Annotated in this window: 21 protein-coding genes and 1 tRNA gene; 17 read left to right on the top strand and 5 right to left on the bottom strand. The window is 72.9% G+C overall.

Going from position 1 to position 26,479, the window contains the following annotated elements; translation table 11 throughout:
* Positions 1-87 precede the first annotated feature (87 nt).
* Positions 88-1,362 (bottom strand): C39 family peptidase, encoded by a 1,275-nt coding sequence (locus tag H7344_RS15355; protein ID WP_186346880.1) that lies wholly within the window; start codon positions 1,360-1,362, stop codon positions 88-90.
* A gap of 109 nt (positions 1,363-1,471) precedes the next feature.
* Here H7344_RS15355 and cysS point away from each other — a divergent pair, with 109 nt between their 5' ends.
* Genes cysS through H7344_RS15340 form a run of 3 tightly spaced genes read left to right on the top strand, consistent with a single transcriptional unit; the run spans position 1,472 to position 5,483 of the window.
* Entirely contained in the window at positions 1,472-2,902 is a 1,431-nt protein-coding gene (cysS, locus tag H7344_RS15350) for a cysteine--tRNA ligase (RefSeq protein ID WP_186346879.1), read from the top strand.
* Positions 2,902-3,852 (top strand): 23S rRNA (guanosine(2251)-2'-O)-methyltransferase RlmB, encoded by a 951-nt coding sequence (gene rlmB / locus H7344_RS15345; protein ID WP_186346878.1) that lies wholly within the window; start codon positions 2,902-2,904, stop codon positions 3,850-3,852. Before cysS ends, rlmB begins: the two co-directional genes overlap by 1 nt.
* Positions 3,853-3,863: 11 nt before the next feature.
* On the top strand, positions 3,864-5,483 hold the full coding sequence (locus H7344_RS15340) for a metallophosphoesterase family protein (RefSeq protein ID WP_186346877.1): 1,620 nt from the start codon (positions 3,864-3,866) through the stop codon (positions 5,481-5,483).
* Here the strand turns inward: H7344_RS15340 and H7344_RS15335 are convergent.
* A complete protein-coding gene (locus H7344_RS15335; protein WP_186346876.1) occupies positions 5,477-6,697 on the bottom strand; it encodes a GNAT family N-acetyltransferase in 1,221 nt (406 codons plus the stop codon). The genes H7344_RS15340 and H7344_RS15335 overlap by 7 nt on opposite strands.
* A 42-nt stretch (positions 6,698-6,739) precedes the next feature.
* Here H7344_RS15335 and H7344_RS15330 point away from each other — a divergent pair, with 42 nt between their 5' ends.
* The 8 genes from H7344_RS15330 to H7344_RS15295 all read left to right on the top strand — a co-directional run bounded on the left by H7344_RS15330 (position 6,740) and on the right by H7344_RS15295 (position 17,231).
* Positions 6,740-7,894, top strand: a complete 1,155-nt coding sequence (locus tag H7344_RS15330; protein WP_186346875.1) for an acyl-CoA dehydrogenase family protein — start codon at positions 6,740-6,742, stop codon at positions 7,892-7,894.
* A 105-nt stretch (positions 7,895-7,999) separates the two neighbouring features.
* Positions 8,000-9,508 (top strand): ABC transporter substrate-binding protein, encoded by a 1,509-nt coding sequence (locus H7344_RS15325; protein ID WP_186346874.1) that lies wholly within the window; start codon positions 8,000-8,002, stop codon positions 9,506-9,508.
* Between the two features lie 164 nt (positions 9,509-9,672).
* Positions 9,673-11,214 (top strand): ABC transporter substrate-binding protein, encoded by a 1,542-nt coding sequence (locus tag H7344_RS15320; protein ID WP_186346873.1) that lies wholly within the window; start codon positions 9,673-9,675, stop codon positions 11,212-11,214.
* A gap of 3 nt (positions 11,215-11,217) precedes the next feature.
* Entirely contained in the window at positions 11,218-13,197 is a 1,980-nt protein-coding gene (locus H7344_RS15315; protein WP_186346872.1) for a branched-chain amino acid ABC transporter permease, read from the top strand.
* Positions 13,190-14,107: an ABC transporter ATP-binding protein gene (locus H7344_RS15310; RefSeq protein ID WP_186346871.1), complete on the top strand. Its 918-nt coding sequence runs from the start codon at positions 13,190-13,192 to the stop codon at positions 14,105-14,107. The genes H7344_RS15315 and H7344_RS15310 overlap by 8 nt, the downstream gene beginning before the upstream one ends.
* Positions 14,104-14,811, top strand: coding sequence for an ABC transporter ATP-binding protein (locus H7344_RS15305; protein ID WP_186346870.1), 708 nt, complete (start codon positions 14,104-14,106; stop codon positions 14,809-14,811). Before H7344_RS15310 ends, H7344_RS15305 begins: the two co-directional genes overlap by 4 nt.
* On the top strand, positions 14,808-16,607 hold the full coding sequence (locus tag H7344_RS15300; RefSeq protein WP_186346869.1) for a choice-of-anchor P family protein: 1,800 nt from the start codon (positions 14,808-14,810) through the stop codon (positions 16,605-16,607). Before H7344_RS15305 ends, H7344_RS15300 begins: the two co-directional genes overlap by 4 nt.
* A 33-nt stretch (positions 16,608-16,640) precedes the next feature.
* Positions 16,641-17,231: a hypothetical protein gene (locus H7344_RS15295; protein ID WP_186346868.1), complete on the top strand. Its 591-nt coding sequence runs from the start codon at positions 16,641-16,643 to the stop codon at positions 17,229-17,231.
* Between the two features lie 171 nt (positions 17,232-17,402).
* Here the strand turns inward: H7344_RS15295 and H7344_RS15290 are convergent, their stop codons facing one another.
* On the bottom strand, positions 17,403-18,632 hold the full coding sequence (locus H7344_RS15290; protein WP_186346867.1) for a DUF4032 domain-containing protein: 1,230 nt from the start codon (positions 18,630-18,632) through the stop codon (positions 17,403-17,405).
* A 10-nt stretch (positions 18,633-18,642) separates the two neighbouring features.
* Positions 18,643-20,493, bottom strand: coding sequence for a glycoside hydrolase family 13 protein (locus H7344_RS15285; protein ID WP_186346866.1), 1,851 nt, complete (start codon positions 20,491-20,493; stop codon positions 18,643-18,645).
* Between the two features lie 129 nt (positions 20,494-20,622).
* Here H7344_RS15285 and H7344_RS15280 point away from each other — a divergent pair, with 129 nt between their 5' ends.
* The 4 genes from H7344_RS15280 to H7344_RS20795 all read left to right on the top strand — a co-directional run bounded on the left by H7344_RS15280 (position 20,623) and on the right by H7344_RS20795 (position 22,189).
* Entirely contained in the window at positions 20,623-21,357 is a 735-nt protein-coding gene (locus H7344_RS15280) for an SDR family NAD(P)-dependent oxidoreductase (RefSeq protein ID WP_186346865.1), read from the top strand.
* A 67-nt stretch (positions 21,358-21,424) separates the two neighbouring features.
* Positions 21,425-21,500: transfer RNA gene (locus H7344_RS15275), tRNA-Thr, on the top strand.
* 32 nt (positions 21,501-21,532) lie between these two features.
* Positions 21,533-21,934 (top strand): HNH endonuclease signature motif containing protein, encoded by a 402-nt coding sequence (locus H7344_RS15270; RefSeq protein ID WP_186346864.1) that lies wholly within the window; start codon positions 21,533-21,535, stop codon positions 21,932-21,934.
* Between the two features lie 126 nt (positions 21,935-22,060).
* Positions 22,061-22,189 (top strand): hypothetical protein, encoded by a 129-nt coding sequence (locus H7344_RS20795; protein WP_260989591.1) that lies wholly within the window; start codon positions 22,061-22,063, stop codon positions 22,187-22,189.
* 36 nt (positions 22,190-22,225) lie between these two features.
* Here H7344_RS20795 and pdxY read toward each other — a convergent pair whose 3' ends face one another.
* Entirely contained in the window at positions 22,226-23,077 is an 852-nt protein-coding gene (gene pdxY, locus H7344_RS15265) for a pyridoxal kinase PdxY (protein ID WP_186346863.1), read from the bottom strand.
* Between the two features lie 146 nt (positions 23,078-23,223).
* Here pdxY and H7344_RS15260 point away from each other — a divergent pair, with 146 nt between their 5' ends.
* Together H7344_RS15260 and H7344_RS15255 are read left to right on the top strand one after the other, a co-directional pair.
* The gene (locus H7344_RS15260; RefSeq protein WP_186346862.1) at positions 23,224-24,849 is read left to right on the top strand and encodes a GMC family oxidoreductase; all 1,626 of its coding nucleotides are present in this window, start codon (positions 23,224-23,226) and stop codon (positions 24,847-24,849) included.
* Positions 24,850-24,851: 2 nt separating this feature from the next.
* Positions 24,852-26,477 (top strand): succinic semialdehyde dehydrogenase, encoded by a 1,626-nt coding sequence (locus tag H7344_RS15255; RefSeq protein ID WP_186346861.1) that lies wholly within the window; start codon positions 24,852-24,854, stop codon positions 26,475-26,477.
* The last annotated feature ends 2 nt before the right edge of the window (positions 26,478-26,479 follow it).

Below are 26,479 nucleotides of genomic sequence, written 5' to 3'. Positions count from 1 at the left end.
CGATGAGCTCACCGTGGGAAGTGACGGTTCGTCTGCATACCTCGGTGAAGCGACACCCGCCGGCCGGCCAGCGGTGGGTGGGGCGGCCTACCAGGTGCCGTTGGACTTCGGCAGCGGGTGGGCGTCGTCGTGGATGACGTAGGCGAGGCCGCCGGACCGGGGGAGCCAGGCGTTCTCGAGCTGCCCGCGGTCGTAGGTGCGGCGGACGCCGGCGTTGGTGGCCGCAGCGGGGTCGTTGACGACCACGTCGCCGGTCTGGGTGAAGCCGACGATCACCAGCAGGTGGCCGTTGGTGGCGGAGATCGGGGCGCCGGAGAGCTGGCCGCGCCCGAACGACACCGACACCACGACCGGGATGCCCGCCTTGACGAGCCGCTCGGCCTCGCGGAGCGACCGCAGCCGGGTGACGAACGCGTTGCCGGCCAGCGGGGCGGCGTACGCCGTGTTGAAGGGCCAGTTGCCGGTGCCGCGGTACGCCGCGTCGTACGTCATCCGCGCGGCGTGGTCGACCCACGGGTCGGGGTGGCCGGAGCCGACCCAGGCGCGGTCGGCCGCGGCGGGCAGTGCGCCGTAGTAGCCGAGCACCATCGAGGTCGACGTCGGCGAGCACCACGCCTCGCCGCCGTTGCCCCACTGCGGGGAGTGGCCCTGGTGGATCATCTGGCTGTAGCGCGGCACGTCGAGGGTGATCCCGCGGGCCACGCCCGGCTTCGAGGTGGCGACCAGTCCGGACGGCAGCCGCGAGGCGACCGCGCCGACCGTGTCGAGGGTGGCCTTGGCCTTGGTGCCGGCGCGACGGGCCAGCGAGACGCGCAGCTGGTAGGACGCCAGGCCCTTCTTGGCCTTCCACGTGTCGACGTTGACGTCGGCGAGGTCGTCGCCCTGTCCGCTGACGCTGGTGCGCAAGGTGTGCTCGTCGCCGGACGTCCAGCGCCCCAGCACGTCCCAGCTCGACTGCCCGCCGCCGGCCGCGCGGCCGCGGACCGACACCTCGATCCAGCTGTCGCCGCTGGTGGTCGCCGACCACGAGCCGATCAGCTCGGTCAGCGCGAAGCCGGGCCTGGTCCACGGCGAGAGCCAGTGGCCGACGTCGTACGCCGTCCCGTCGACCTTGCGCCGACCGTTGGCGGCCTTCTTCTGCACGACGGTCCCGCGGGTGACCCGCGTCGCGACGAGCCGGCCGCTGCGCAGCTCGGCGGGGGTGTCCCACTGCTCGTAGGCGATCTGCCGGGCGCCGGCCTTCGCAGCCGGAGCAGCCGGAGCGCCGCCGGGAGCCGCCGACGCGGGGGACACCGGTGCCAGGAAGGCGCCGGTGAGGGCCAGGGACATCAGGGGGAGGGAGAGGGGGAGGAGCCGCCGCATGACGACCACGGTAAGTCACATCCGTCCCACCAGCCACAGGAACGGGCGAGCGGGGAAGCGGGCCGCCGACGATGCGGGGCGCGCCCCGCCGCGTCCCTAGACTGACGGGGTGACCCTGAGGCTCTACGACACCGTGACGCGCGAGGTGCGCGACTTCGTCCCCCTGGAGGAGGGGAGGGCGGGTGTCTACGTCTGCGGACTCACGGTCCAGTCCGAGCCCCACGTCGGCCACGTCCGCTCGGGCGTCAACTTCGACGTCCTGCAGCGGTGGCTGCGGCACTCCGGCTACGACGTGACGTTCATCCGCAACGTCACCGACATCGACGACAAGATCCTCGTCAAGGCCGAGGCGCAGGGCCGCCCGTGGTACGCCCACGCCGCGGTCATGAAGCGCGAGCTCGACCGCGCGTACGCCGCGCTGAACGTCGCGCCGCCGACGTACGAGCCCGCCGCCACCGGCCACGTGCCCGAGATGGTCGAGCTCATCGAGACGCTCATCGAGAAGGGTCACGCGTACGCCGCCGAGGACGGCTCCGGCGACGTCTACTTCGACGTCCGATCCTGGCCGGCGTACGGCGAGCTGACCTCCCAGCGCATCGACGACATGGAGGCCGCCGAGGACGCCGACCCGCGCGGGAAGCGCGACCCCCGCGACTTCGCCCTGTGGAAGGGCCGCAAGGAGTCCGAGCCGTCGACCGCGTCCTGGCCGAGCCCGTGGGGCCGCGGCCGTCCCGGGTGGCACATCGAGTGCTCGGCGATGGCCGGGAAGTACCTCGGCAGCGCCTTCGACATCCACGGCGGCGGCGTCGACCTGCGGTTCCCCCACCACGAGAACGAGCAGGCGCAGTCCCGCGCGGCGGGGCACCCGTTCGCGTCGTACTGGATGCACAACGCCTGGATCACCACCGCCGGCGAGAAGATGTCCAAGTCGCTCGGCAACAGCCTGACGATCCCGTCGGTGCTGCAGCGCTTCCGCGGGATCGAGCTGCGGTTCTATCTCGTCGCGGCGCACTACCGCTCGCACGTGGAGTTCAGCTTCGAGGCGCTCGAGGAGTCCGCGGCCGGCTTCGGCCGGATCGAGGGGTTCCTCGACCGGGTCGGCGGCGCCGCCGAGGTCGAGAAGGGCGCGCTGCCGCCGGCGTTCACCGACGCGATGGACGACGACCTGGGTACGCCGGCGGCCGTGGCCGTTCTCTACGACGCCGTGCGCGAGGGCAACCGCCTGCTGCAGGCCGGCGACGCCGCCGCGGCCCGTGAGCAGGCCGGCGCCGTGCGCACCATGCTCGACGTCCTCGGGCTCGACCCCGCGGACCCCGCCTGGGGCACCGGCTCCGGCGACGCCGGCAAGGCCGACGCACTGACCACCGCCGTGGACGTCCTCGTCCGCGGCCTGCTCGACCAGCGGGCCGAGGCCCGCGCGGCGAAGGACTTCGCCGCCGCCGACGCCATCCGGGACCGGATCAAGGCCGCCGGCGTCGAGGTCGAGGACACCCCCGACGGCCCCCGATGGTCGCTCGGCAACACAGGGAGCACTGTCTGATGGCAGGGAACAGCCAGCGCAAGGGCGCGATCAGCAAGGGCGGCAAGGGCCCCACGGTCGGCTCGGGCGGGCGCGTCAAGCGCGGCCTGGAGGGCAAGGGCCCGACGCCGAAGGCGAAGGACCGGCCCTATCACAAGGCCTACAAGGACGCGCAGCGCAACGAGCGCAGCGAGCGCCGCGCCCCGGCCCGGCCGCGCAAGAAGAAGAGCAACGACGTCGAGTGGATCGCCGGCCGCAACGCGGTCGTCGAGGCGCTGCGCGAGGGCGTGCCGGTGACGGCCGTCCACGTCGCCGAGGGCGCCGAGCGCGACGGCCGGCTGCGCGAGGCCTTCCGGCTGGCGTCGGAGAAGGGCATCGGCCTGCTCGAGGTGCCGCGCAACGAGCTGGACCGGATCACCAGCGGCGCGGTCCACCAGGGCCTGGTCGCGAAGATCCCGGCGTACGAGTACGCCCACCCCGACGACCTGCTCGACGCCGCCGACGAGGCCGGCGAGAAGCCGCTCATCGTCGTGCTCGACCAGATCACCGACCCGCGCAACCTCGGCGCGATCGTCCGCTCGGCCGCCGGGTTCGGCGCGCACGGCGTCGTCATCCCCGAGCGCCGCGCGGCGAGCATGACCGCGGCCGCGTGGAAGACCAGCGCCGGCGCCGCCGCCCGGATCCCGGTCGCGCAGACCGTCAACCTGGTCCGCCAGCTCAAGGCCTACCAGGACGCGGGCTGCATGGTCATCGGTCTCGCCGCCGACGGCGACGTCTCGCTGCCCGACCTCGACCTGGCCGACGGCCCGCTCGTGATCGTCATCGGCGCCGAGGGCGGGGGCCTGTCGCGGCTCGTGGCCGAGACGTGCGACCAGCTCGTCTCGATCCCGATGGTCAACTCCCTGGAGTCGCTCAACGCCGGCGTGGCCGCCTCGGTGACCCTGTACGCCGTCGCCCAGGCACGCAGCTGAGGCTGCCCCGGGTGCGCCGCCCCTCGCGTCGTCGCGTCCTCACCACCACCGTCGCGGTGGTGGTGTGGGCCGTGCTCGCCGTGGCGGTCGGCCTCACGCTGTTCCTCGCCGACTCCCGCACGATCTCGGTGGCCAGCCACGACGCCGTCCTGAGCCCGAACCTCGACGGCACGGTCGTGGTGCGCACCGGTCCCGTGCTGCCCGACCTGCGGCTCGACCCCGGCGGGCGGGTCGGCGTCGACGTGCGGCTGGGCAAGACCGAGGCCAGGACCACCGAGGAGCTGGTCCAGCGCTACGCCTACATCGGCAGCCAGCCCGAGGGCCCGCGGGCGCGGGTCGCCGAGGTCGTCGAGTCGATGGCCCGGGACGCCGCCGTCCGCGGCGGCGCGATCGCCCTGGTGCCGCTGCTCGTGTGGGCGGCGGTCGGCCGCGACCGCCGTCGCGAGCTGGTGCGCGGTGCCCGGTCGTGGCGCGGCGCGGTCGCCGTGCTGGTGGTCGCGGGCCTCGTCGTCGTGCTGCTCGAGCCGTGGCAGGACGAGGAGGAACCGGTCGACGCCGCTCGGGACTGGGTGCCGCTGGCCGAGTGGCTCGGCGGGTCCGTCCCGCTGCCCGCCGAGGTCGCGGGACTCGAGGTGCGCGGCGACATCACCACCGCCCAGACCAAGCGGCTGGTGGAGAGCGCGGTCGCGACCTACACCAAGAGCAAGGAGTGGTACGCCGCAGCCGCCGGGGACGCCGCCGACCTCGAGCTGCGCGAGCCCGCCGAGGACGAGACCGTCGCCCTGCTCGTCTCCGACCGCCACGACAACGTCGGCATGGACGAGGTCGCCCGCGCGGTCGGCGACGCCGGCGGTGCGACCGCCGTCTTCGACGCCGGCGACGACACCTCCACCGGCAAGCCGTGGGAGGCGTTCTCGCTCGACTCGGTGACCGCGGCCTTCGAGGACGTCGACCGGTACGGCGTCGCCGGCAACCACGACAGCGGCCCCTTCGTCCGCGACTACCTCGCCGGCCGCGGCTGGACGATGCTGGACAGCTCCGACGGCGAGGTCGTCGACGGCCCCGGTGACGCCCCGCTCATGGGCATCGACGACCCCCGGTCCAGCGGCCTCGGTGCCTGGCGCGACGACGGCGAGCTCTCCTTCGCCGAGGTCGGCGAACGGCTCGCCGAGGTCGTCTGCGACGCCGACGAGCGGGTCGCCACCGTGCTCGTCCACGACGCCAACCTCGGGCGCGAGACCCTCGACCGCGGCTGCGCCGACCTCGTCGTCGGCGGCCACCTCCACGTCGCCAGCGGACCCGAGCAGGTGGTCGGCGAGAACGGCGAGATCGGCTACCGCTTCACCACCGGCACGACCGGCGGGGCGGCGTACGCCATCGCGATCGGCTCGAAGATCCGCCGCACCGCCTCGGTCACCCTCATCACCTACCGCGACGAGCGCCCGGTCGGCCTCCAGGAGGTCGACCTGCTCACCAACGGCGTCTTCGAGGTCGGGGAGTACGTCGAGCTCACCTACGACGCCGAGGACGAGGAGCCGACCGGGCTGCCGCCGGTCACCCCCGCGCCCGGTCCGGAGAGCGAGGGGACCACGGGGCCCGCCGGTCCCACCGGGCCGCCCACCGATCAGTAGTAGTCGCGGACGTGCGCCGGCCGGCCGCCCAGGAGCAGGTCGAGCACGGCGTCGTCGTCGGTGCGGCCGGACAGGTGGCCGGCCAGACGGAGGTTCGCGGAGTCCTGGGTGCCGGCGTAGGCGAGGGCCAGCCCCTGCGGGGTGTACGTCGCCGCGTCGGCCGGCACGTCGGCGGCCGTGCACGCGCTGACCCCGTCGGAGCTGGTCAACCGGTAGCCGCCGTCCATCGTGCCGAGCACGTCGCCAGCCACCCGGAACGCCACCTCCCACGAGCCCGGCGCGAGCCGCAGGCCGGTGAGCGCGCGGGCCGGGTCGTGCACGCGGAGCATGTAGGGCCGGTGGACGACCCGCCGCCACGGGTAGCCCGGCAGCACCAGCCGCGCCGCGTCCGCGCCCGACGTGGTCAGCCGCACCGTCGGGGCGACCGTCGCGAACGACCCGAGCACCCGCCACAGCGCCCGGTGCGCGTCGCCGGTCAACCCGACCAGGTCGCGGACGGTGATCCGGGCGTGCTCGTCGTAGCCGGTGCCGCGCTCCCACGCCACGAAGCCGGTCACCCGCCCGTCGGCGTCCTCGGCCAGCGTGACGCCGGTGACCTCGGCGAGCAGCTCCGCGTCGGTCGCGGGGAAGCGGGGGCCACGGCGGGTCAGCGGGCCGTTCTGGGCGCGCGCCCAGGCGTCGTACACCGCTCGGACGGCGGGGACGTCGGCGACCGTCGCGCGCCGGACCGTCGTGCCGTCGGTGGGCGGACGGACCGCGGCCAGGTCGGCGGTCAGCAGGTCGACCTCGTCGAACGCCGTCACGATCTCGTAGCCGAGCCGTCGGTAGATGCCCGGCGCGGTCGGGTAGAGCCCGCTGATCGGCTCGCCCCGCTCGGCGCCCTCCTCGAGCACGGCCGCGAGCAGCTCGGCCAGCAGCCCGCTGCCGCGGTGCTCGGCGGCCACCGCGACGTTGTCGATGCCGCAGGTCGGCACCTCGGTGCTGTGGAACCACGACCCGAGCTCGACGCCCCCCACCCGCGCGACGAGCCGTCCGTCCTCGAACACGCCCCACGGCCGGTGGTACGCCCGCGGCCACGGGTCGACGGGCGGAGGAGTCGGAGTGCCGGGCGGCGGGGTGCCGAAACCCTCGACCCCCAGCGCCACCCACTGCTCCCGGTCCTCGCGGGTGGCACGTCGCGTGACCCGTCCCGCCCCGTTCGTCGTGCTCGTCATGCCCGGGAACCTACGACCCCGCGGCCGACCTAGGCTGGGCGCATGCCGACGAACGTGGAGAGGCTCCTGCCCGGCGAGGACGCGGAGGCGCTGCTCGACCTCGCGCGCTCGATCGCGACCGAGAAGCTCGCGCCCCAGGTGGCCGAGATGGAGGAGCGCGCCGAGTTCCCGGCCGAGGCCTACGCGCTGCTCGGCCGCGCCGGCCTGCTCAGCCTGCCGTTCCCGGAGGCGCACGGCGGCAGCGACCAGCCCTACGAGGTCTACCTCCAGGTCATCGAGGAGATCGCCACCGCCTGGCCGAGCGTCGGCGTCGGCGCCTCGGTGCACACGCTGACCGCCACCGTCCTCGCCGCCAACGCCACCGAGGAGCAGCGCGCGCACTGGCTGCCGCAGATGCTCTCCGGCGACTGGCTCGGCGCCTACGCGCTCTCCGAGCCGCAGGCCGGCTCCGACGTCAGCGCCATCGCGACCAAGGCGGTCCTCGACGAGGCGTCCGACGAGTACGTCGTCACCGGCACCAAGCAGTGGATCAGCAACGGCTCCCACGCCGACTACTACATCCTCTTCGCCCGCACCGGCGACGACCCGAAGCGCGGGCTGTCCGCCTTCGTCCTGCCCGGCGACACGGCCGGCGTGTCCTTCGGCGTGCCCGAGAAGAAGCTCGGCCTGCACTGCGACGTCACCACCCAGGTGATCCTCGACGGCGCCCGCATCCCCGCCGCGAACCGGATCGGCCCCGAGGGCGCGGGCATGCGCGTCGCGCTCTCCGCCCTCGACGCGGGCCGCCTCGGCATCGCCGCCGTCGCCACCGGCATCGCCCAGGCCGCGCTCGACCACGCGGTCGCCTACGCCCGCGAGCGCCGGCAGTTCGGCCGGGCCGTCGGCGAGTTCCAGGGGCTCCAGTTCCTCCTCGCCGACATGGGCGCCGAGGTCGAGCGGGCGCGGGCGACGTACCTCCACGCCGCCCGGCTCAAGGACGCCGGCCGCCCCTTCTCCCGCCAGGCCAGCATCGCCAAGCTCACCGCCAGCGACGCCGCCATGCGGGTGGCCACCGACGCCGTCCAGGTGCTCGGCGGCAACGGCTACACCCGCGACTACCCCGTCGAACGGCTCTTCCGCGACGCCAAGATCACCCAGATCTTCGAGGGCACCAACCAGATCCAGCGGATGGTCATCGGGCGCGACCTGCTGCGCTAGCGGCTGGGCTCGGCACACTCTGCACGAAACAGACGTGTGGGCGGCGTCACCTTTCGACAGGGGCCTCGTTGAGAACTAGTACCTGTTCTAGTTCCAGGAGGACCCGTGCCCAGCCTTCGCCGTACCCGAGCACGTCGCCGCGCCGGATCGACAGCACTCGGCGTCCTCGCCGGCGCGCTCACGCTCACCCTCGCTGCGTGCGGGTCCCAGCTCGACCCGAACCAGGTGGTCGGTGCCGGCGGCACGGCTGCTGGCGTCGAGGGCGGCGCGGTCGCGGGCGGCGAGGTTCCGGGTACGACGGCGGGCGGCGGCCTCGGTGCCGGCGGTGACCTCGGCACGAGCGGCAGCACGGGCGGCTCGACCGGAGGCACGACCGGCGGCACCGCGGGTTCCGGGTCCGGAGGCAGCGGCGGCAGCGGCGGTGGCGACGCGCCGCAGCCGGGCGGCGACAACGCCGCCGACGGCGGCACCAAGGCCGGCTCCTGTGACGGGTTCAAGAACGGCCCCGGCATCACCGACAGCACGATCACGATCGGCAACGCCTCGGACATCTCCGGCCCGGTGCCGGGCATCTTCGAGTCCAGCCAGGACGCGGTGAAGGCGTACGTCGCCTACTTCAACGCCTCCACCGACATCTGCGGCCGCAAGCTGGCGCTGAAGTCCTACGACAGCCGCACCGACGCCGCTGCCGACCAGCAGGCCTACGCGGACGGCTGCGAGAACGTGTTCGCGATGATCGGCTCGATGTCGGCCTTCGACTCCGGTGGCGCGGCGGCGGCCCAGGGCTGCGGCCTCCCCGACATCCGGTCCGCGATGGTCACCAACGACCGGCAGGACTGCAGCACCTGCTTCGGCGCCCAGTCGACGGTCGCCAACCAGTTCCAGAACGCCGTGCCGGACTACGTGAAGAAGAACTTCCCCGACGCCGCGAAGAACGCCGCGATGCTCTACATCAACGCCGGCGCGGCCGCCGAGAACGGCAAGCTCCAGGCCTCGGCGATGACCAAGCGCGGCATGAAGTTCGCGATGGTCCAGGCGATCGACATCGCCGAGTTCAACTACGCCCCCTACGTGCAGCAGATGAAGGACAAGGGCGTGAAGTACGTCCAGATGATCGCCCAGCCGCCGCAGTTCGTGCGGCTCGCCGACGCGATGCAGCAGCAGGGCTTCAAGCCCGACGTCTTCATGATCGACCCCTCGGCGTACAGCAGTGAGTACATCGAGAGCGGCGGCGCGGCCGTCGACGGCACGACGGTGTTCACCAACTTCGTGCCGTTCGAGGAGGCCAGCAGCAACAAGGAGATGCAGACCTACGTCAGCTGGCTGAACCAGGTGCGCCCGGGTGCCGAGCCGTCGTTCTTCGGTGTCTTCTCCTGGTCCGCGGCGCGCCTGTTCGTCGAGCGGGCGGTCGCCCTGGGCGGGAAGCTGAGCCGCGAGAGCCTGGTCGCCGACCTCGGCAAGGTGTCCGACTGGACCGCCAACGGCATGCACTCCCCGCAGTACCCCGGCCCGCGGCGGACCGGTGACTGCTGGCGGTTCCTGAAGCTCGACGGCACCAGGTGGGTCGCCACCGGCGGCACGAAGTACACCTGCGCCGGCCTGACGACGGCCTGACCGGCGGCGACGCGCGCCGTGGACGACGAGGCCGAGGCCGTGACCGGGGTCGGACGCGAGACGTCCGGGAAGTGGTCCAGATCCGTGCGCGGCGGCTGCGATCGGCGTCACCCGGCCGGTCGTCCCTCGTTCTACCGGTACGCGTCCACCCCGCGGAGGAACCCATGACGACCCAGCTGCGCCGGCCCCGTGCCGCTCCGCGACCGCTCGGCACCCGCCGGGCGCGCCGCGGCGCGGTGCTGCTCGTCGCCGCGCTCATGGCCGTCTCCCTGGCCGCGTGCGGGTCGCGGATCGACCCCGCCACCGTCAGCCTCAGCGCCGGGGCGGGAGCGGCGGGCGCGGGCGTCCCCGGAGCCGACGGCGCCGTCGTCGGTGCCGGCGAGGTCCCCGGTGCCGACGTCGCTCCCGGCACGACGACCGGCGACGTCACCAGGGGCGGCAGCGGCTCGGGCACCGTCGCCGGCGGGACCGCTCCCGGCGGCGCCGCGGACGACGCCGGTACGCCGTCGGCCGGCGGCGAGCAGGGCGGCGGCGAGAACGCTGCGGACGGTGGCGTGCGGGCCGGGTCCTGCGACGGGTTCGAGAACACCACGGGCATCACCGACGACACGATCACCATCGCGAACGTCTCCGACATCTCCGGCCCGGTGCCGGGCATCTTCGAGGCCGCCCAGCAGGCGACCCAGGCGTACGCGGCGTACGCCAACTCCGCCGGCGACATCTGCGGCCGCTCGCTGAAGGTGCTCGACCTCGACAGCCGCGCGGACGCCGGCGCCGACCAGCAGGCCTACACCCGGGCGTGCGACGACGCGTTCGCGGCCGTCGGCTCGATGTCGGCCTTCGACTCCGGCGGTGCCGCGACCGCGCAGCAGTGCGGTCTGCCCGACATCCGCTCCTACTCCGTCAACGGCGACCGCACCCGCTGCACCACCTGCTTCGCGGCGTACGCCGTGCAGCCCCACCTGGTGCCGAACGCGATGCCGCAGTACTGGGCGAAGAAGGCGCCGGAGGCGGTGGAGTCGGTCGCGATGTTCTACGTCAACGCCGGCGCCGCGCCGGCCAACGCCGAGAACTTCCGCGCCGCGTGGGAGAAGAACGGCTGGGACGTCACGGTGTTCGAGGCCATCGACACCGCCGAGTTCAACTACGCGCCCTACGTCCAGCAGGCGAAGGACGCCGGCGCCCGGCTGGTCAGCTACACCGGGCCCTACCAGTTCACGATCCGGTTGCAGCAGGCGATGAGGCAGCAGGGCTACGAGCCGGAGATCTTCCTCCAGGACGCCACCGTCTACGACCAGCGGTACGTCGACGAGGCCGGCGCGACCGGGGACGGCACCTACGTCTACGCCCAGACCGCGATGCTCGACTCCTCCGTCGCGGAGATGAGGCTCTACCGCTCCTGGCTCCAGCAGGTCGACCCGGGCGCCGAGCCCAACACCTACGGCGTCTTCGCCTGGTCGGCCGCCCGGCTCTTCGTCGAGCAGGCGGTCGCGCTCGGCGGGAAGCTCAGCCGCGCCTCGCTCGTCGAGCGGCTGCGCGGCGTCAAGGACTGGACCGGCAACGGCATCCACGTCCCGCAGCAGGTCGGTGCGGAGCGCACCGCCAACTGCGCCTCGATCATCCAGCTCAGCAACGGGACGTGGAAGAAGGTCTCGCCCGGCGAGTACCTCTGCGGCTCGATGACGAACACCGGCCTGGGAGGCTGACCGATGAGTTCCCTGATCTCCTTCACCATCCTCGGGTTGTTCACCGGGGCGGCGTACGCGATCGCGGCGTCGGGCCTGGTGCTCACCTACACCACGACCCGGGTGTTCAACATCGCCCACGGCGCGTTCGGCATGGTGATGGCCTTCGTGTTCTGGGACTTCTCCCAACGCCAGGGGCTCAACCTGTTCCTGTCGCTGTTCCTCGTCCTCGGCGTGATCGCGCCGGCCATCGGGTGGGGCATCCAGCGCTTCGTCACCAAGGGCCTCGGCGAGGGGCCGGTCTCGGTCGCGCTGGTCGTCACCGTCGGCCTCTTCGTCGGTCTCATCGGCCTGGCGCAGCAGGTCTGGCCGCCGGAGCCGCGCACGGTCCCGCCGTTCATGGCGTCCTCGGGCGTCCAGCTCGGCGACACCTACGTCACCGCCCACCAGATCATCACGATCGTCATCTCGATCGGCGTCGCGCTCGCCCTCTACGTCCTGCTCAACCGCACCCGCATCGGTACGGCCATGCGCGCCTCGGTCGACAACCCCGAGCTGCTCCGCCTCTTCGGCGGCAAGCCCGACACGGTCGCGGCGCTCTCGTGGGCGATCGGCATCAGCCTCGCCGCGCTCGGCGGCATCCTGCTGTCCTCGGTGATCGGCCTGTCCTACTACGACCTCACCCTGCTGGTCATCAACGCGTACGCCGCGGCGATGCTGGGCCGGCTCAAGTCGCTGCCGCTGACCTTCGTCGGGGCGATGGGGCTCGGCATCCTGCAGTCGTTCGCGGTGGCCTACCTGCCGAGCGACGGCTTCCTCGCCGGCACCCGGGCGGTCGTCCCCGCGCTGTTCCTCTTCGTGGTGATCGTGCTGATGCCGCAGGCCCAGCTGCGGATCGGGCAGGTCAAGGGCATCGTCTCCGCCCCGCTCCCGTCGATCACCAAGTCGGTCGGCTGGGGCGGCGCGCTCCTGGTCCTCGTCGCGCTGCTCGTCGGCGGCGGGATGTCCACCGCGAACCTGCTGCTCGTCGGCACCGCGGCGACGTACGCGATGGTCATGCTCAGCCTGGTGCTGCTCACCGGCTACGGCGGCCACGTGTCGCTGGCCCAGCTGACCTTCGCCGGCGTCGGTGCGCTGGCCTACGCCAAGCTCGAGCAGCCCAACCTCGCCGGCCTGTTCCTGGCCGCCGCGATCGCGGCCGGCGTCGGCGCCCTCGTGGCGCTGCCGGTGCTGCGGCTGACCGGCCTCTACCTCGCGCTGTCCACGCTGGCCTTCGGCGTGCTGATGGACAAGATGATCTTCCAGGCGGAGTTCGCCTTCGGCTTCAACGGCACCCTCCAGGCCGGCCGGCTCTCGGTCCTCGGCAACGCGATCGAGTCGACCGGCGGCTACGTGCTGGTGATGACCCTCTTCCTGGTGCTGATGGGCATCGCGCTGCTGCTCCTGCGGCGCGGCCCGCTCGGCCGGGTCCTCATCGCGATGCGCGACAGCCCGGCGGCCTGCGGCACGCTCGGCCTGGACATGCGGTGGTTCCGCGTGGGCCTCTTCGGCCTCTCCGCGGGGATGGCCGGCCTGGCCGGGGCGCTCTTCGCCGGCCTGCGCGGCACGATCGGCGCCGCCGACTTCCAGTTCTTCAACAGCCTCCCGCTGCTGCTGCTCGCGGTCGTCTTCGGCGTCACCTCGGTCACCGGCGCGACGCTCGGCGGCGTCGGCCTGATGCTGCTGCCGGTCATGCAGTCCAACAACCCCGGCATCGCCGGCCTGATCTTCGCGATCCTCGGCTTCGGCGCCGTCGCGCTCGGCCGGGACCCGAACGGCCTGGCCAACCTGATGTTCGGCCTCGGTCGCCGGATCCAGGCGGTCGTCCTGCCCCAGCTGCGCGACAAGCTGCCGGTCCTCCCCGGCAGCCGCGCCGACGCACCCGACGACGGCGAGGACGCCGGCCTCGACGACCTGCTGCCCGAGACCCCTGACGCCACCGGGAAGGTGCCCGCCCATGCCTGACCACTCCCTCCAGCACGTGGCCGGCGCGGACGTGCCGCTCCTCGAGGTCGACCACGTGGTCGTCCAGTTCGGTGGCGTCACGGCCGTCAACGAGGCGACCTTCGTGGCCGAGGCCGGCACGGTGACCGGCCTGATCGGCCCCAACGGCGCCGGCAAGACGACCTGCTTCAACGTCATCTCCGGCCTGCAGAAGCCCACCCGCGGCAAGGTCCGCTTCCGCGGCCGCAACGTCACCGGCGCACCGGTGCACCGCCGCTCGAAGCGGGGGATGGGGCGCACCTTCCAGCGGCTCGAGGCGTTCGGCTCGCTCTCGGTGCGCGACAACGTCCGGGTCGCCTACGACATCCACCGCGGCCTCGCCGGCCTGGTGAAGCCCGGCGCCAAGGACATCGACGCCCTGCTCGAGCGGGTCGGCATCTCGGCGTACGCCGACGAGCGCGCCGACTCCATCCCGACCGGCACCGCGCGCCTGCTCGAGCTGGCCCGCTGCCTGGCCGGCGACCCGAAGCTGCTGCTGCTCGACGAGCCCTCCTCGGGCCTCGACGAGACCGAGACCGACGACTTCGGCGACCTGCTGCGCGACCTCGCCGCCGAGGGCCGCGGCATCCTCATGGTCGAGCACGACATGGACCTGGTGATGGGCGTCTGCGACACCATCCACGTCCTCGACTTCGGCTCGATCATCGCCTCGGGCACGCCCGGCGACATCCGTCGCGACCCGGCCGTGCAACGCGCCTACCTCGGCTACTCCGACGACGTGCCCGAGCACGAGCTGGTCGGGGCGCGGGCCGGCGTCGGGGCCGGCGCCGTCGAGGAGACCCGCACCGACCTCGTGCCGGTCGGTGCGGCCAGCGACGCGACGACCGTGATCCCCGCGGTCGGCGCCACCACCCCGGAGGACGTCCGATGAGCATCCCCATCCTCGAGGTCGTCGACCTCCACGCCGCCTACGGCCGGATCGAGGTCCTCCGCGGCGTCGACCTGGCGGTGCCGAAGGGCGCGGTCATGGCGCTGCTCGGCCCCAACGGCGCGGGCAAGTCGACGCTGGTCAAGGTCATCTCCGGGCAGAAGAAGCCCACCTCCGGCGACGTCCACCTCGGCGGCGTCAACGTCCGCGGCGCGGGCTCCGAGGAGCTGGCGCGGCTCGGGCTGTGCACGGTGCCCGAGGGCCGCTCGGTCTTCCCGAACCTCACCGTGGAGGAGAACCTCCGCCTGATGTCGTACGCCGGCGTCCCCACCGAGGCGGTCCTCGACACGGCGTACTCCTACTTCCCGCGGCTCTCCGAGCGGCGCCACCAGCTCGCCGGCACCATGTCCGGCGGGGAGCAGCAGATGCTGGCCATGTCGCGGGCGCTGGCCTCGGACCCGGCGCTGCTGCTGCTCGACGAGCTGTCGATGGGGCTCGCGCCGCTGATCGTCGACGAGCTCTACGACACCGTCGCCCAGATCGCGGCGTCCGGCGTCTCCATCCTCTGCATCGAGCAGTTCGCCCGCACCGCGCTGCGGGTCTCCGACTACGCGGCCGTCATGTCCGGCGGACGCATCGTGGCCTCCGGCGAACCCGCCGAGGTCCTCGAGACCATGTCCGACGTCATCCTCGGAGGTGCCGCGTGAAGCGGACCGTGCTCCCCCTCGTCGCCAGCGGGCTCGTCGCCGCGGTGCTCCCGCTCGGCGCCACGACGGCGTCCCCCGCGGCGGCCGCCGGCCTGCCCTCGGCCGCCAAGGAGACGCTCGACTACGGCTACAGCTCCGAGGGGTCGGCGACGCCGATCAAGCTCGAGATCTACGAGCCCGTCATCCCGATCCCGGCCACCCCGCAGTTCGAGCTGAGCCTCGGCTACAGCAAGGTCTCGGCCGACAGCAGCGGCGGCAAGGGCCGTGCGGCGTACTTCTGGCCCGGCGACTCCATCGGCGAGGGTCTCAAGACCGTCGTCGAGAACCTCGGCCTCCCGCCGGAGATCGCCAACCCGATCGCCGAGCAGGGCTACCCGGTCCAGGTGAACTCGGCCTACCCCGGCGGGCCCGAGTCCGAGGTCCAGGAGCCCTTCCCGGGCTCGGTCTCGCGCACCAGCGCCGCCGAGGGTGACGTCCGTGCCGCGGCCGGCTTCTCCACCGACTGCGACGTCGACGAGCCCGCGGGCAGCGGCGACGGCGGCGGTGGCGGCGGTGGCGGTGGCGGGCTGCCCGGTCTGCCCGAGCTCCCGGGGCTGCCGACCGGCGGGCTCGGTGACGGTCTGGGTGGTCTCCTCGGCGGGCTGACGGGTGGCCTGACCGGTGGGCTCACCGGTGGCCTGCTCGGCGGCTCCGGCGGTGGGGCCGGCGGTGCGACCAACCCGCTCGCCGACTTCGGCGCCGCGATCACCGGCCAGGGTGCCGCGCAGAAGGCCGCGGAGGAGAAGGCGGCGGAGGAGGCCGCGGCCTGCCAGATCCCCTCGGCGCTCAACGCGCTCATCGACATCGGCGGCATGGCCTCCACGAGCCGCTCGAAGGTCGAGAAGGGCGTCGTCACCACGACCACGCGCTCCGCCCTCGGCGAGGTCCGCCTGCTCGGCGGCATCATCGGCCTCTCCGGCGTCACCGCCAAGGCCGTGACCAGCAGCGACGGCGCGAAGGAGAAGGCCTCGGGCAAGGCCCGCTTCGGCACGCTCTCCATCGCCGGCCAGGAGTTCTCCGTCGGCCCCGACGGCTACGAGGCCGTCGGCCAGGGCGGACCGATCCCCGGGCTCTCCGACGACCCCGCCAAGGCGCTCGAGCAGCTCGGCGTCTCCATCACGCTCCCGAAGCCGGAGCTGACGAGCAAGGGCAAGGAGGCCAGTGCGGTCGTCGAGGCGCTGCGCATCCAGGTCGACCTCTCGATCCTCAAGCCGATCCTGTCCCAGATCCCGCTCGGCGACATCCTGGCGCCGATCCCGTTCCCCGGGCAGGCGGCGATCGTCAAGAGCCTGCTCGGCGCGCTCACCCAGCTCTCGCCCCGCATCGTCCTCCACCTCGGCGTCGCCGGCAGCGAGGTCAAGCGGGCCCCGAAGCTCGACCTGCCCGACGGCGAGATCCCGGACAACGACCCCTCCGGTGAGGGTGGCGACACCAGCGGCGGCGGGTCCGGCGGCACCGCCGGTGGCAGCACCGGCAGCGGCTCGACCGGTGCCCCGACCTCCCCGAGCGACGTCGGCTCCGCCGGCGCCGGTGGCGGCGGAGCCGCTCCTGCCGACGGCGACCTCGTCGACGCGGCCCCGGTCGGTTCCGGCCTCCCGCCGCTGAACTCCATCCCCGGCGCCCTGCTCTTCGGCGGCATCGCGCTCGCCGCGGTCGCGGGCAGCTACCTCCGCAAGATCGGCGCGCTCGCCCTCGGGGCCGGCGGCGCCTGTCCCCACGGCCTCGACAGCGGCCTGCCCGACCTCCGCAAGGCCTGACCCCGCCCGGCTCCACCCGAAAGGCACCCCGAGATGACCACGATGCAGAACACCGGCTCCCTGCCCGCCTCGGGCGCCCGCATGGGCTCCGGCACCGCGCTCCCGCGCGCCGGCCGGGGCGGCAGCGCCACCGGCGCGGCCCCGATGAAGAACAACAACTACCAGCTGCTCCAGGTCGTGCTGTTCTGGGCCGGCGCGATCCTGCTCCCGCTCGGCCTGGTCGTCATCGTCCTGGGCTGGTACGGCGCCGCGAACACGCCCTACCAGTACGACCAGCTCTCCTACCTCGTCTCTGGCGGCCTCCTCGGGCTCGGCCTGACCTTCGTGGGCGGGTTCCTCTACTTCGGGGCCTGGCTCGCGCGGATCGCCGACGACGGTCGGGAGTCCTCGAAGCGGCTGGCCGACACCCTCCTCGTGCTGGCCGACGTGACCTCCCGGGCCGCGGCCGTGAACGACCAGGGCGTCGACACCTCCGCGCTCCCGGTCACCGCCGGCGAGGGCACCACCATCCACCGCCGCGACTGCGCCCTCATCGCCCACCGCCAGGACCTCCACCCCCTCGGCGAGGCCGAGGCCCAGGGCCGCGTCGCCCAGCTCACCACCTGTCGCGTCTGCAAGCCCTAGCCGGAACGACTCGCCGGCACCTCGGCTTGTCGCTCCGGTGAGCCGACTGCGGCCTCGCGGACGTGCCGCCGGGCCGTCGGCGGACGGGCAGAAGTCGCACCCGGGTGACGTCTTCGCAGGTCGGCGTGGCCGGGACGGCGGTTCTGCCCGTCCGTCGACGAGGGCGTCGGGTCAGGTCGGATCGTCGGGGTCGGCGGGAGGCGGGGTGAGGGCTTCCTCGGGCTTCTTCGACAGCACGGTGTCGATGTAGTCGCGGGCGGTCTCGAAGAGGTCGACCTCGTGGCCGGCGCGCTCGGAGAGGTACCACCGGTGGACGAGCACCTCGTGGAAGATCTCGGCCGGCTCGAGCTTGCCGCGGGCCTCGGGCGGGACCATCGCCATGAGCGGCTCGAAGACGTCGGTGAGCCAGCGGCTGGCGACGAGGACGCGGTCCTCGCGGCCGAGGTCGCGGTGGGCGGTGAAGCGCGCGATGTCGTTGAGGAGCCGCTGTGCCTGGGCGTCCTCGACGTCGAGGCCGGTGAGGGAGCGCAGCTCGCGGCGGTGGTGGCCGAGCTCGACGGCGCGGGGCTGGATGCGGACGGAGTCACCGTCGAAGTCGGTGACGATGTCGAGCTCCTCGACGTCGAAGCCGAGCTCGTTGAGCCGGGCGATCCGCTGCTCGATGCGCCACATCTCGGCGGCGGAGAACTCCTCGACGCCGGTCAGCTCGTCCCACAGCTCGTGGTAGCGCCGGTGCAGCAGCGCGACGATCTTCTCGGCCGGCACCTCGGCAGGGACCAGCCGGCTGGCCTGGAGGTCGAGCAGCTCGGCGAAGACGTTCTCGGTGGCGATGGTGAGGTCGTGCTCGCGCATCTGCCGGGACAGCGACGGGCGCAGCTCGCCGGTCTCGGCGTCGACGAGGTACGCCGCGAACCCGCCGGCGTCGCGGCGGAACAGCACGTTCGACAGCGACACGTCGCCCCAGAAGAAGTCGGCCAGGTGCAGCCGGACCAGCAGCACGACCATCGCGTCGATCAACGACGGCAGCCCCTCGACGGTCGTCCCGTGGCTGAACAGGCTGCGGTAGGGCAGCGAGAAGCGCAGGTGCTGGGTCAGCAGCGCGGCGGGCAGCTCCTCGCCGTCGGCGTCCACGCGTCCGGTCACGACCCCCTGCGGCACCACCGCGGGCAGCCCGAGGCGCTGGAGGTCGCGGAGCAGGCGGTACTCGCGGAACGCGATGTCGGCGACCGTCTCCTTGACGGCGTACGTCGCGGGGCCGAGGCGCACGATCCGCACCACGTGCCGGGACAGGCCGCGGGGGAGGGGGACGACGTGCTGCTCGCCCCACTCCTCCAGCGGCACCGACCACGGCAGCCGCATGAGCGCGGGGTCGGGTCGGTGGGCGACGACGTGGAGGGCCACGCCGTCGAGCCTAGACCCGCCAGAGCCAGAGGCCCGGTCCCTCGGCCGCCGGGACGGTGACCGTGCCGCCGGACTCGACCAGCGCCGTGGCCTCGCCCTCGGTCGCGAGCAGGGGCGAGCCGTCGGCGAAGCCGAGCAGCCCGGCGTCGAGGTCGACCGCGGGACCGCCGGCGCGGCGGGCGCAGACCAGCACCGAGCCGGACGGGTGCTCGCGCACGAAGACGAACGCGTCGTCGTCGACATGGGCCCACCGCAGGCCGCCGCGGCGGAGAGCGTCGTGGTCGCGGCGCGCGGCGGCCAGGGCGGCGTACGTCGCCAGCGTGGCGTGGTCCCAGTCCTCGCGGCGGTCCCAGGGCATCGGCCGGCGCGAGTCCTCGCCGAGCACGCCCTCGAGGCCGATCTCGTCGCCGGCGAACAGCATCGGCACGCCGGGCAGCGTGAACTGCAGGCCGGCCGCGACCCGGTGCACCGCTCCCGAGCCGGCCACCGTGCGGATCCGGGCGCTGTCGTGGGAGCCGAGGATGTTCCACGACTGGCTCGCCGCGCGCCAGCCGAAGCGGGCCAGCCACTCGCGGAAGGACCGGAGCACCAGCGGGCCGGGCCGGCGCGGCACCGGCAGCGGGCGGCCGAAGGGGCGGGCCGGCGAGGCGGGGTCGCGCACCCACGACCAGACCGGCCAGGAGAAGCCGGAGTAGTTCATCGTGCCGTGCCAGCCGTCGCCGTCGATGTCGCCGGAAGCGTCGTGGTTGTGCTCGCCGATGACCAGCGGGTCGGGGCGCTCGGCCTCGGCCGTGCGGCGCACCGCCCGGGCCACGTCGTGGTTGACGTCGACCGCGCCGAGCCGGCCGGTCATGTTGGCGACGTCGATGCGCCAGCCGTCGACGTCGAAGGGCGGCCGCAGCCAGCGGGCGACGACCGAGTCGGGCCCCTCGACCATGGCGGCGCGCAGGTCGGGGTCGGCGAGGTTGAGCTTGGGCAGCGTGCCGTGGCCCATCCAGCACTCGTAGGAGCCGTCGTGGTTGAAGTAGTACCAGCCGCGGGTGGGGGAGGCCGGGTCGCTCGCCGCGCCGCGGAACCACTCGTGGGTGTCGCCGGTGTGGTTGGTGGTCAGGTCGCCGAGCAGCCGCCAGCCGCGCTCGTGGACGGCGGCAGAGAGCCGGGCGTACGCCGCGTCCCCGCCGAGGAGCGGGTCGACGCCGTCGAAGGTGGAGGCGTTGTAGCGGTGGTTGCTCTCGCCGGGGAAGACCGGCGTCGTGTAGACGACCGAGACGCCGACCTGCTCGAGGTGGTCCAGGTGCTCGACGACGCCGTCGAGGTCGCCGCCGAAGAACTGCGTCGGCGTGCGCGGGTCGGAGCCCTCGAAGACCACCTCGTCGTCCCAGTCCGCCGGCACGGCCCAGTCGGGGGTCGGCCGCTCGTCGGCGGCGGCCGAGCGGGCGAACCGGTCGGGGAAGACCTGGTAGACGACGCCGTCGCGGCCCCAGTCCGGCGCGGGCGCGTAGGTGGAGACGCGGAAGTCGAAGGTGTCCGGCACATCGTGGCGGTGCACGCCCGCGGCGGTCAGCCAGCGCTGGTCCTCCTCGGGGGTGCCGGCGCCGGTGCTGATGAGGAAGCGGTAGTGCGCGACCGGGTTGTGGACCGGGAGCTCGCCCTCCCACCAGACGGTGTGCTCGTCGCGCTCGACCGGGCCGCACGCGTGGTAGACCGGCTCGGCGTCGTACGTCGTGCGCAGCCAGACCTGGTCGACCGGGTCCGAGGCGGCGGTGCGGACGCGGACCTTGACCGTCCAGCCGAGCGTCGGTGCCTCGTGCTCGAGGTAGAGCGGGGACCCGTCGTGGTGCGGTTCGTGCAGGAGGCTCACCGCACCAGGGTCGCCCGCGCCGTCGCGCCGGCCAAAGCCGCGCCGACGTGACGCTGGTCCAACGCTCGCCGAGCGAGGCTGGTCGAACGAGGCTGGCCGAACTAGAACGTGTTCCAGTACGGTCCGCGCATGACTTCTGCTCCCACGTCTCCCGAGCCCCGCGTCGTCGTCGTCACCGGCGCCGCCTCCGGCATCGGCCGCGCCACCGCCGAGCTCTTCCGTGACCAGGGCGCGACGGTCTTCGGCCTCGACGTGCAGCCCGGAGCGCCGGACGGCGTGACGTACGTCGAGTGCAACGTCGCCTCCCGCGGGTCGGTCGAGGCCGCGGTCGCCGAGTGCGCCCAGCACGGCCGGATCGACGTGCTGGCCAACGTGGCGGGCGTGGTGCAGTTCGGCCACTTCGACCAGATCACCGACGCCGAGTGGGACCGCGTCCACGCGGTCGACCTCAAGGGCCCGTTCATGATGATCCAGGCCGCGCTGCCCCACCTGCGCGCCTGCGGCGGCAACATCGTCAACGTCAGCTCGGTCGCCGGCCGGATCCCCCAGCCGTACGCCGTCGCGTACGCCGCCGCGAAGGGCGGTCTGACCCAGCTGACCAAGTCGCTCGCGCTCGAGCTCTCGCCCGAAGGCATCCGGGTCAACGCGGTCTGCCCGGGCACCGTCGACACCCCGATCGTGTCGCACGTCGCCGGCATCATGCCCGCCGACATGGACGCTCGGGTCGCGGACCGGCTGATCATGATGCTGCCCGGCCCGGCCATCTCCCCGGCCGAGATCGGCGAGTCGATCGTCTACCTCGCCTCGCCCGCCGCCCGGATGATCACCGGTGCCGTCCTCGCCTTCGACGGCGGCATGGGCTGATCCCTGCGGCGCCTGCCCCGGCAACTAGCATGTGCGCGGCCGCTCGACCTCCGCGTCGGCCGGCCGCGCCGGTGTAGCTCAGTTGGTAGAGCGTTCGCCTTGTAAGCGAAATGTCGCGGGTTCGACTCCTGTCACCGGCTCCAGGACTGTCGGGGGTCCTCCGTAGCGTCGCGGCATGTTCGAGTGCCGAGGTTGCGGAGTCACGGGCCCGGGACGATCCGGTCGCAAGTTCTGCAGCAACGCCTGTCAGCGCGAGCACGACCGGCGGGTCCTCGTGGCCCGGTGGCTGGAGACTGGGTTCGCCCAACCGGGGACGCATCCCGGCCACTACGTCCGGCGCCACATCGCTGAGGAGCAGGACGGCCGCTGCGCCATCTGCAAGACGTGCGAGTGGAACGGGCGGCCGCTGGTCCTCGTCCTCGACCACATCGACGGTGATGCCGGCAACAACCGTCGGTCCAACCTGCGGCTGGTCTGCCCGAACTGCGATTCCCAGCTCGAGACCTACAAGGGCAGGAACGCAGGCCGAGGTCGCCACGCCCGCCGTGCGCGTTACGCCTCGGGCTTGTCGTACTGATTCGACCGCCGCGGAGGTCGGCCTCACCCGCAGGGATGTGATGTACGCCGAAGCGTGCGGACCCCGGCATGGTGCGGTGGAGCGTCGGGTATCGGCTCCTCAATCGATCCGGGGAGTGATTCCACGATGGCAGCGAACACGTCTGCACCGAGCACCACCGCGGCCGCCGAGGGCCGGGACACGATGATCGCGCTGGCGATCCTGTGGCTGATCCCGGCGTTGGCGTTCCTCGCCGCGCTGATGATGGTCGGCTGACCGGGCGGTCGGCCAGGAGATGACGAACGGGTCCGTTCAGCGGACCTGACGGACCTCGAACGACGCCGGCGGCAACGCGATCGCGTCCTGCGCGGCGACCAGCTGGATCTCGCGGGTGCCCGCGGCGATCGTCGCCTCGAGCACCGCGAACATCGACGACGTCGTGCGCGAGAGCGCCTCGGCCGGGGAGCCGGTCGAGCGCAGGTGTGCGAGGTAGAGGGCGGCGGTGACGTCGCCGCAGCCGTTCGGCGTGATCGGCAGCAGCGGGGTCGTGACGACCCACGCGCCGGCGTCGGAGACGGCGACGACGTCGAGCGAGCCCTCGGGCACGTCGCCGTGGAGGACGCTGGTCACCAGCACGTCGCGCGGCCCGCGGTCCCGGACCGCGTCGACGGCCTCGAGCACCTCGTCGAGCGTGGTGGTCGTGCGACCGGCGAGGAAGTCGAGCTCGAAGTGGTTCGGCGTGAGGATGTCGGCCTGCGGCACGACGCTGTCGCGGAGGTACTCCGGGATGCCGGGCTTGACGAACATGCCGCGGCCGACGTCGCCCATGACCGGGTCGCAGCAGTAGACCGCGTCCGGGTTGGCGGCCTTGACCTTCGCCACGGCGTCGAGCACGACCGCCCCGACCGCCGGGTCGCCCTGGTAGCCCGACAGCACGGCGTCGGCCTGGCCGAGCACGCCGCGGTCCTCGATGCCCGCGATCACGTCGGCCACGTCGGCCGGCGCGAGGAGCGGCCCGCGCCACGCGCCGTACCCCGTGTGGTTGGAGAAGTGGACGGTCAGCACCGGCCAGACCTCGTGGCCGAGTCGCTGGAGCGGGAACACCGCGGCGGAGTTCCCCACGTGCCCGTAGGCGACCGACGACTGGATCGACAGGATCTTCACGACGTCGATCCTCCCGCCAGACCGTGGTCCAGCCAAACTAGAACAAGTTACAGTCATGCCCTACTGTGGGCGCCGACACATTCCGAGAGTATGTGAACTCGGACCCGACCGCCGCTCCGCGACACGAACCACCCCCAGGGGACGACATGGCCAAGCAAGCCCTGAAGAACGAAGCCGACTACGTCGTGGTGGGCTCCGGCAGCGCCGGGGCCGCGATCGCCGGCCGGCTCGCCGAGTCCGGCGCGAGCGTGATCGTGCTGGAGGCGGGCAAGAGCGACAACCAGTTCCTCACCAAGAAGCCCGGCATGATCGGCCCGATGCACGCGGAGCCGAAGATCAAGCGGCTCAACGACTGGGGCTACTACTCGGTGCCGCAGAAGCACATCCTCGACCGCAAGATGCCGGTCCCGCGCGGCAAGGTCCTCGGCGGGTCCAGCTCGGTCAACGGCATGGTCTACGTCCGCGGCAACCGCGCCAACTACGACTCCTGGGCGGCCGAGGGCTGCACCGGCTGGGACGCCGACTCGGTCAACGCGGCGTACAAGCGGATGGAGGACTACGAGGGCGGCGAGAACGCCTTCCGCGGCACCGGCGGCCCGATCAGGGTCACCCGCAACAAGACCCCGCAGGAGGGGTCACTGCAGTTCCTCCAGGCGACCGCGGACACCATCGGCTGCAAGATCCTCGACGACTACAACGGCGAGTCGCAGGAGGGCGTCAGCCGGATGCAGCAGAACGCCGCCGACGGGCTGCGCTACAGCGCCTCGCGCGGCTACATCCACCACCTCGCGCCGCCGACCCTCGACGTGCAGACCCAGGTGCTGGTCACCAAGGTCGTCATCGACAACGGCCGCGCCACCGGCGTCGAGGTCCGCGACAAGGACGGCAGCCGCCGCACGGTCCGCGCGGGCAAGGAGGTCATCCTCGCCGCCGGGTTCGTCGGCTCCCCGCAGATCCTCATGCTCTCCGGCATCGGCCACGCCCAGCACCTCAAGGACCACGGCATCCCGGTGGTCGCGGACCTTCCGGTCGGCGACAACCTGCACGACCACATGTTCCACGCGATGACCTTCCACGCGACCTCGTCGAAGATGCGCGGCAACGCGTTCTTCTTCGCCAAGGGCGTCGCCAAGGAGGTCGTGCGGCCCGGCTCGACGTTCCTCGCGAACTCCGTCTTCGAGATCCTCGCCTTCCTCAAGACCTCGCAGGCCACCGACGTCCCGGACCTCCAGCTGCACCTGCTGCCCTGGTCCTACGTCTCGCCGAACCAGGACGAGCCGATCCGCCACGAGGTCTCGCCGCTCCCGGCGCTGACCGTGCTCACGACGCTCATCTACCCGCGCAGCCGCGGCACGCTGCGGCTGGCCTCGGCCGACCCGGCCGCCGCGCCGCTCATCGACCCGCAGTACCTCGCGGAGTCCGCCGACCTCGACCTGCTCACCGAGGGCTCGGAGATGGTCCGCGAGATCATGGGCGCGGCGGCGTTCGGCGGGGCGGTCAAGGACGAGATCCACCCCGGTCGCAACCTGCAGGGCTCCGAGCTGCGCCAGGCCATCCTCAACCGCGCGACCTCGGTCTACCACGGCGTCGGCACCTGCCGGATGGGCGTCGACGAGCTCGCCGTCGTGACCCCCGACCTCAAGGTCCGCGGCGTCGAGGGGCTCCGCGTCGCCGACGCCTCGATCATGCCGTCGATCACCGGCGGCAACACCAACGCGCCCGCGATCATGATCGGCGAGCGCGGCGCGGACCTCGTCCTCGGGAGGGGCTGACCATGACCACCACCGCCGACCGCTCGGCCACCGCCGGACCCGGTGCCGCCGGTCCGGGCGCACCCGCGCCCCGCCTGCGCCGCCCGGCCACGCTCACCGACGCGTTCCTGCGCGACCTGGTCGCGCGCGTGCCCGGCTCGGGCGGGCAGACGTGGGACCTCGCCGAGGTCTACACCGGCGAGACGCTCGTGCAGCTGCCGCAGTCGACCGCGGCCGACATCGAGCGCGCCTTCGCGGCCGCTCGCTCGGCCCAGCAGGAGTGGGCCTCCTGGCCGCTGCGCAAGCGGCTGAAGGTGTTCAAGAAGGCCCACTCGCTGCTCGTCGACAACGCGCAGACCACCGCAGACCTCATCCAGGCCGAGAGCGGCAAGAACCGCCGGATGGCCATCGAGGAGACCTGCGACCCGGTGATGGTGATCAGCCACTACCTCAAGCGGGCGCCGAAGCTGCTCAAGCCGGTCACCCGCGGCGGGCCGGTCCCGGTCGTCTCCAGCTCCACCGAGATCCGCCAGCCCAAGGGCGTCGTCGGGATCATCGCGCCCTGGAACTTCCCGTTCGCGACCGGCCTCTCCGACGCCATCCCGGCGCTCATGGCCGGCAACGCGATCGTGCTCAAGCCGGACAACAAGACCGCGCTCTCCCCGCTCCACGGCATCGCGCTGCTGGAGCGGGCCGGCCTGCCGAAGGGCCTGTTCCAGGTCGTCTGCGGCGAGGGCCCCGACGTCGGCCCGACGCTCATCGACAACGCCAACTACGTGATGTTCACCGGCTCGACCGCCACCGGCCGGGTCATCGGCGAGCGCGCCGGCCGCAACCTCATCGGCTGCTGCCTCGAGCTCGGCGGCAAGAACCCGATGATCGTCCTCGACGACGTCGACCCCGACGAGTGGGTCGCCGGCGCGCTGTTCGGCGTCTTCGGCAACACCGGCCAGATCTGCATGCACATCGAGCGCATCTACCTGCCCGAGAGCCGGTACGACGAGCTCAAGGCCCGCTTCGTCGCGGCAGCCGAGAGCCTGCGCATCGGCGCGGCGTACGACTTCGGTCCCGAGCTGGGCTCGCTGATCTCCGTCGACCACATGCAGCGGGTGCACAGCCACGTGCAGGACGCCGTCGCCAAGGGCGCCACGATCGTCACCGGCGGCAACCCGCGGCCCGACATCGGCCCGGCGTTCTTCGAGCCGACCGTGCTCGAGGGCGTCACCGGCGACATGCTCACCGGCTGCACGGAGACCTTCGGGCCGGTCGTCGCGCTGCACGAGTACCGCACCGTCGACCAGGCCGTCGCGCTGGCCAACGACACCGACTACGGCCTCAACGCCTCGGTGTGGGGCGCCGACCTCGACCGCGCCGTCGGCGTCGCCCGCCGCATCCACGCCGGCAACGTCAACGTCAACGACTCCCTCGCCACGGCCTACGCCTCGAAGGGCACGCCGTCGGGCGGCGTCAAGCAGTCCGGCGTCGGCGCCCGCCACGGCGACCAGGGCCTGCTGAAGTACACCGACGTCCAGAACCTCGCCGTCCTCAAGAAGCAGGTCATGGGCGCCCGCCCCGGCCAGGACTACGACGAGTACGTCAAGGGGATGCTCACCGGCCTGAAGATGATGCGGCGGACACGGATCCGCTGATC

It is taken from the genome of Nocardioides deserti (assembly GCF_014266025.1).
In the GTDB taxonomy this organism is placed as follows: Bacteria; Actinomycetota; Actinomycetes; order Propionibacteriales; family Nocardioidaceae; genus Nocardioides; species Nocardioides deserti.
Note: the sequence above shows the minus strand (reverse complement) of the source record. Positions and strands in the feature narration are given on the sequence as shown.

Bases quoted from the DNA above. Each gene is read 5' to 3' on its own strand.
- H7344_RS15320 (WP_186346873.1), top strand. From the start codon at position 9,673: ATGACGACCCAGCTGCGCCGGCCCCGTGCCGCTCCGCGACCGCTCGGC.
- H7344_RS15335 (WP_186346876.1), bottom strand. From the start codon at position 6,697: ATGACGAGCACGACGAACGGGGCGGGACGGGTCACGCGACGTGCCACC.
- H7344_RS15260 (WP_186346862.1), top strand. From the start codon at position 23,224: ATGGCCAAGCAAGCCCTGAAGAACGAAGCCGACTACGTCGTGGTGGGC.
- H7344_RS15270 (WP_186346864.1), top strand. From the start codon at position 21,533: ATGTTCGAGTGCCGAGGTTGCGGAGTCACGGGCCCGGGACGATCCGGT.
- H7344_RS15305 (WP_186346870.1), top strand. From the start codon at position 14,104: ATGAGCATCCCCATCCTCGAGGTCGTCGACCTCCACGCCGCCTACGGC.
- H7344_RS15280 (WP_186346865.1), top strand. From the start codon at position 20,623: ATGACTTCTGCTCCCACGTCTCCCGAGCCCCGCGTCGTCGTCGTCACC.
- H7344_RS15330 (WP_186346875.1), top strand. From the start codon at position 6,740: ATGCCGACGAACGTGGAGAGGCTCCTGCCCGGCGAGGACGCGGAGGCG.
- H7344_RS15255 (WP_186346861.1), top strand. From the start codon at position 24,852: ATGACCACCACCGCCGACCGCTCGGCCACCGCCGGACCCGGTGCCGCC.
- H7344_RS15355 (WP_186346880.1), bottom strand. From the start codon at position 1,362: ATGCGGCGGCTCCTCCCCCTCTCCCTCCCCCTGATGTCCCTGGCCCTC.
- rlmB (WP_186346878.1), top strand. From the start codon at position 2,902: ATGGCAGGGAACAGCCAGCGCAAGGGCGCGATCAGCAAGGGCGGCAAG.
- H7344_RS20795 (WP_260989591.1), top strand. From the start codon at position 22,061: ATGGCAGCGAACACGTCTGCACCGAGCACCACCGCGGCCGCCGAGGGC.
- H7344_RS15295 (WP_186346868.1), top strand. From the start codon at position 16,641: ATGACCACGATGCAGAACACCGGCTCCCTGCCCGCCTCGGGCGCCCGC.
- H7344_RS15310 (WP_186346871.1), top strand. From the start codon at position 13,190: ATGCCTGACCACTCCCTCCAGCACGTGGCCGGCGCGGACGTGCCGCTC.
- H7344_RS15315 (WP_186346872.1), top strand. From the start codon at position 11,218: ATGAGTTCCCTGATCTCCTTCACCATCCTCGGGTTGTTCACCGGGGCG.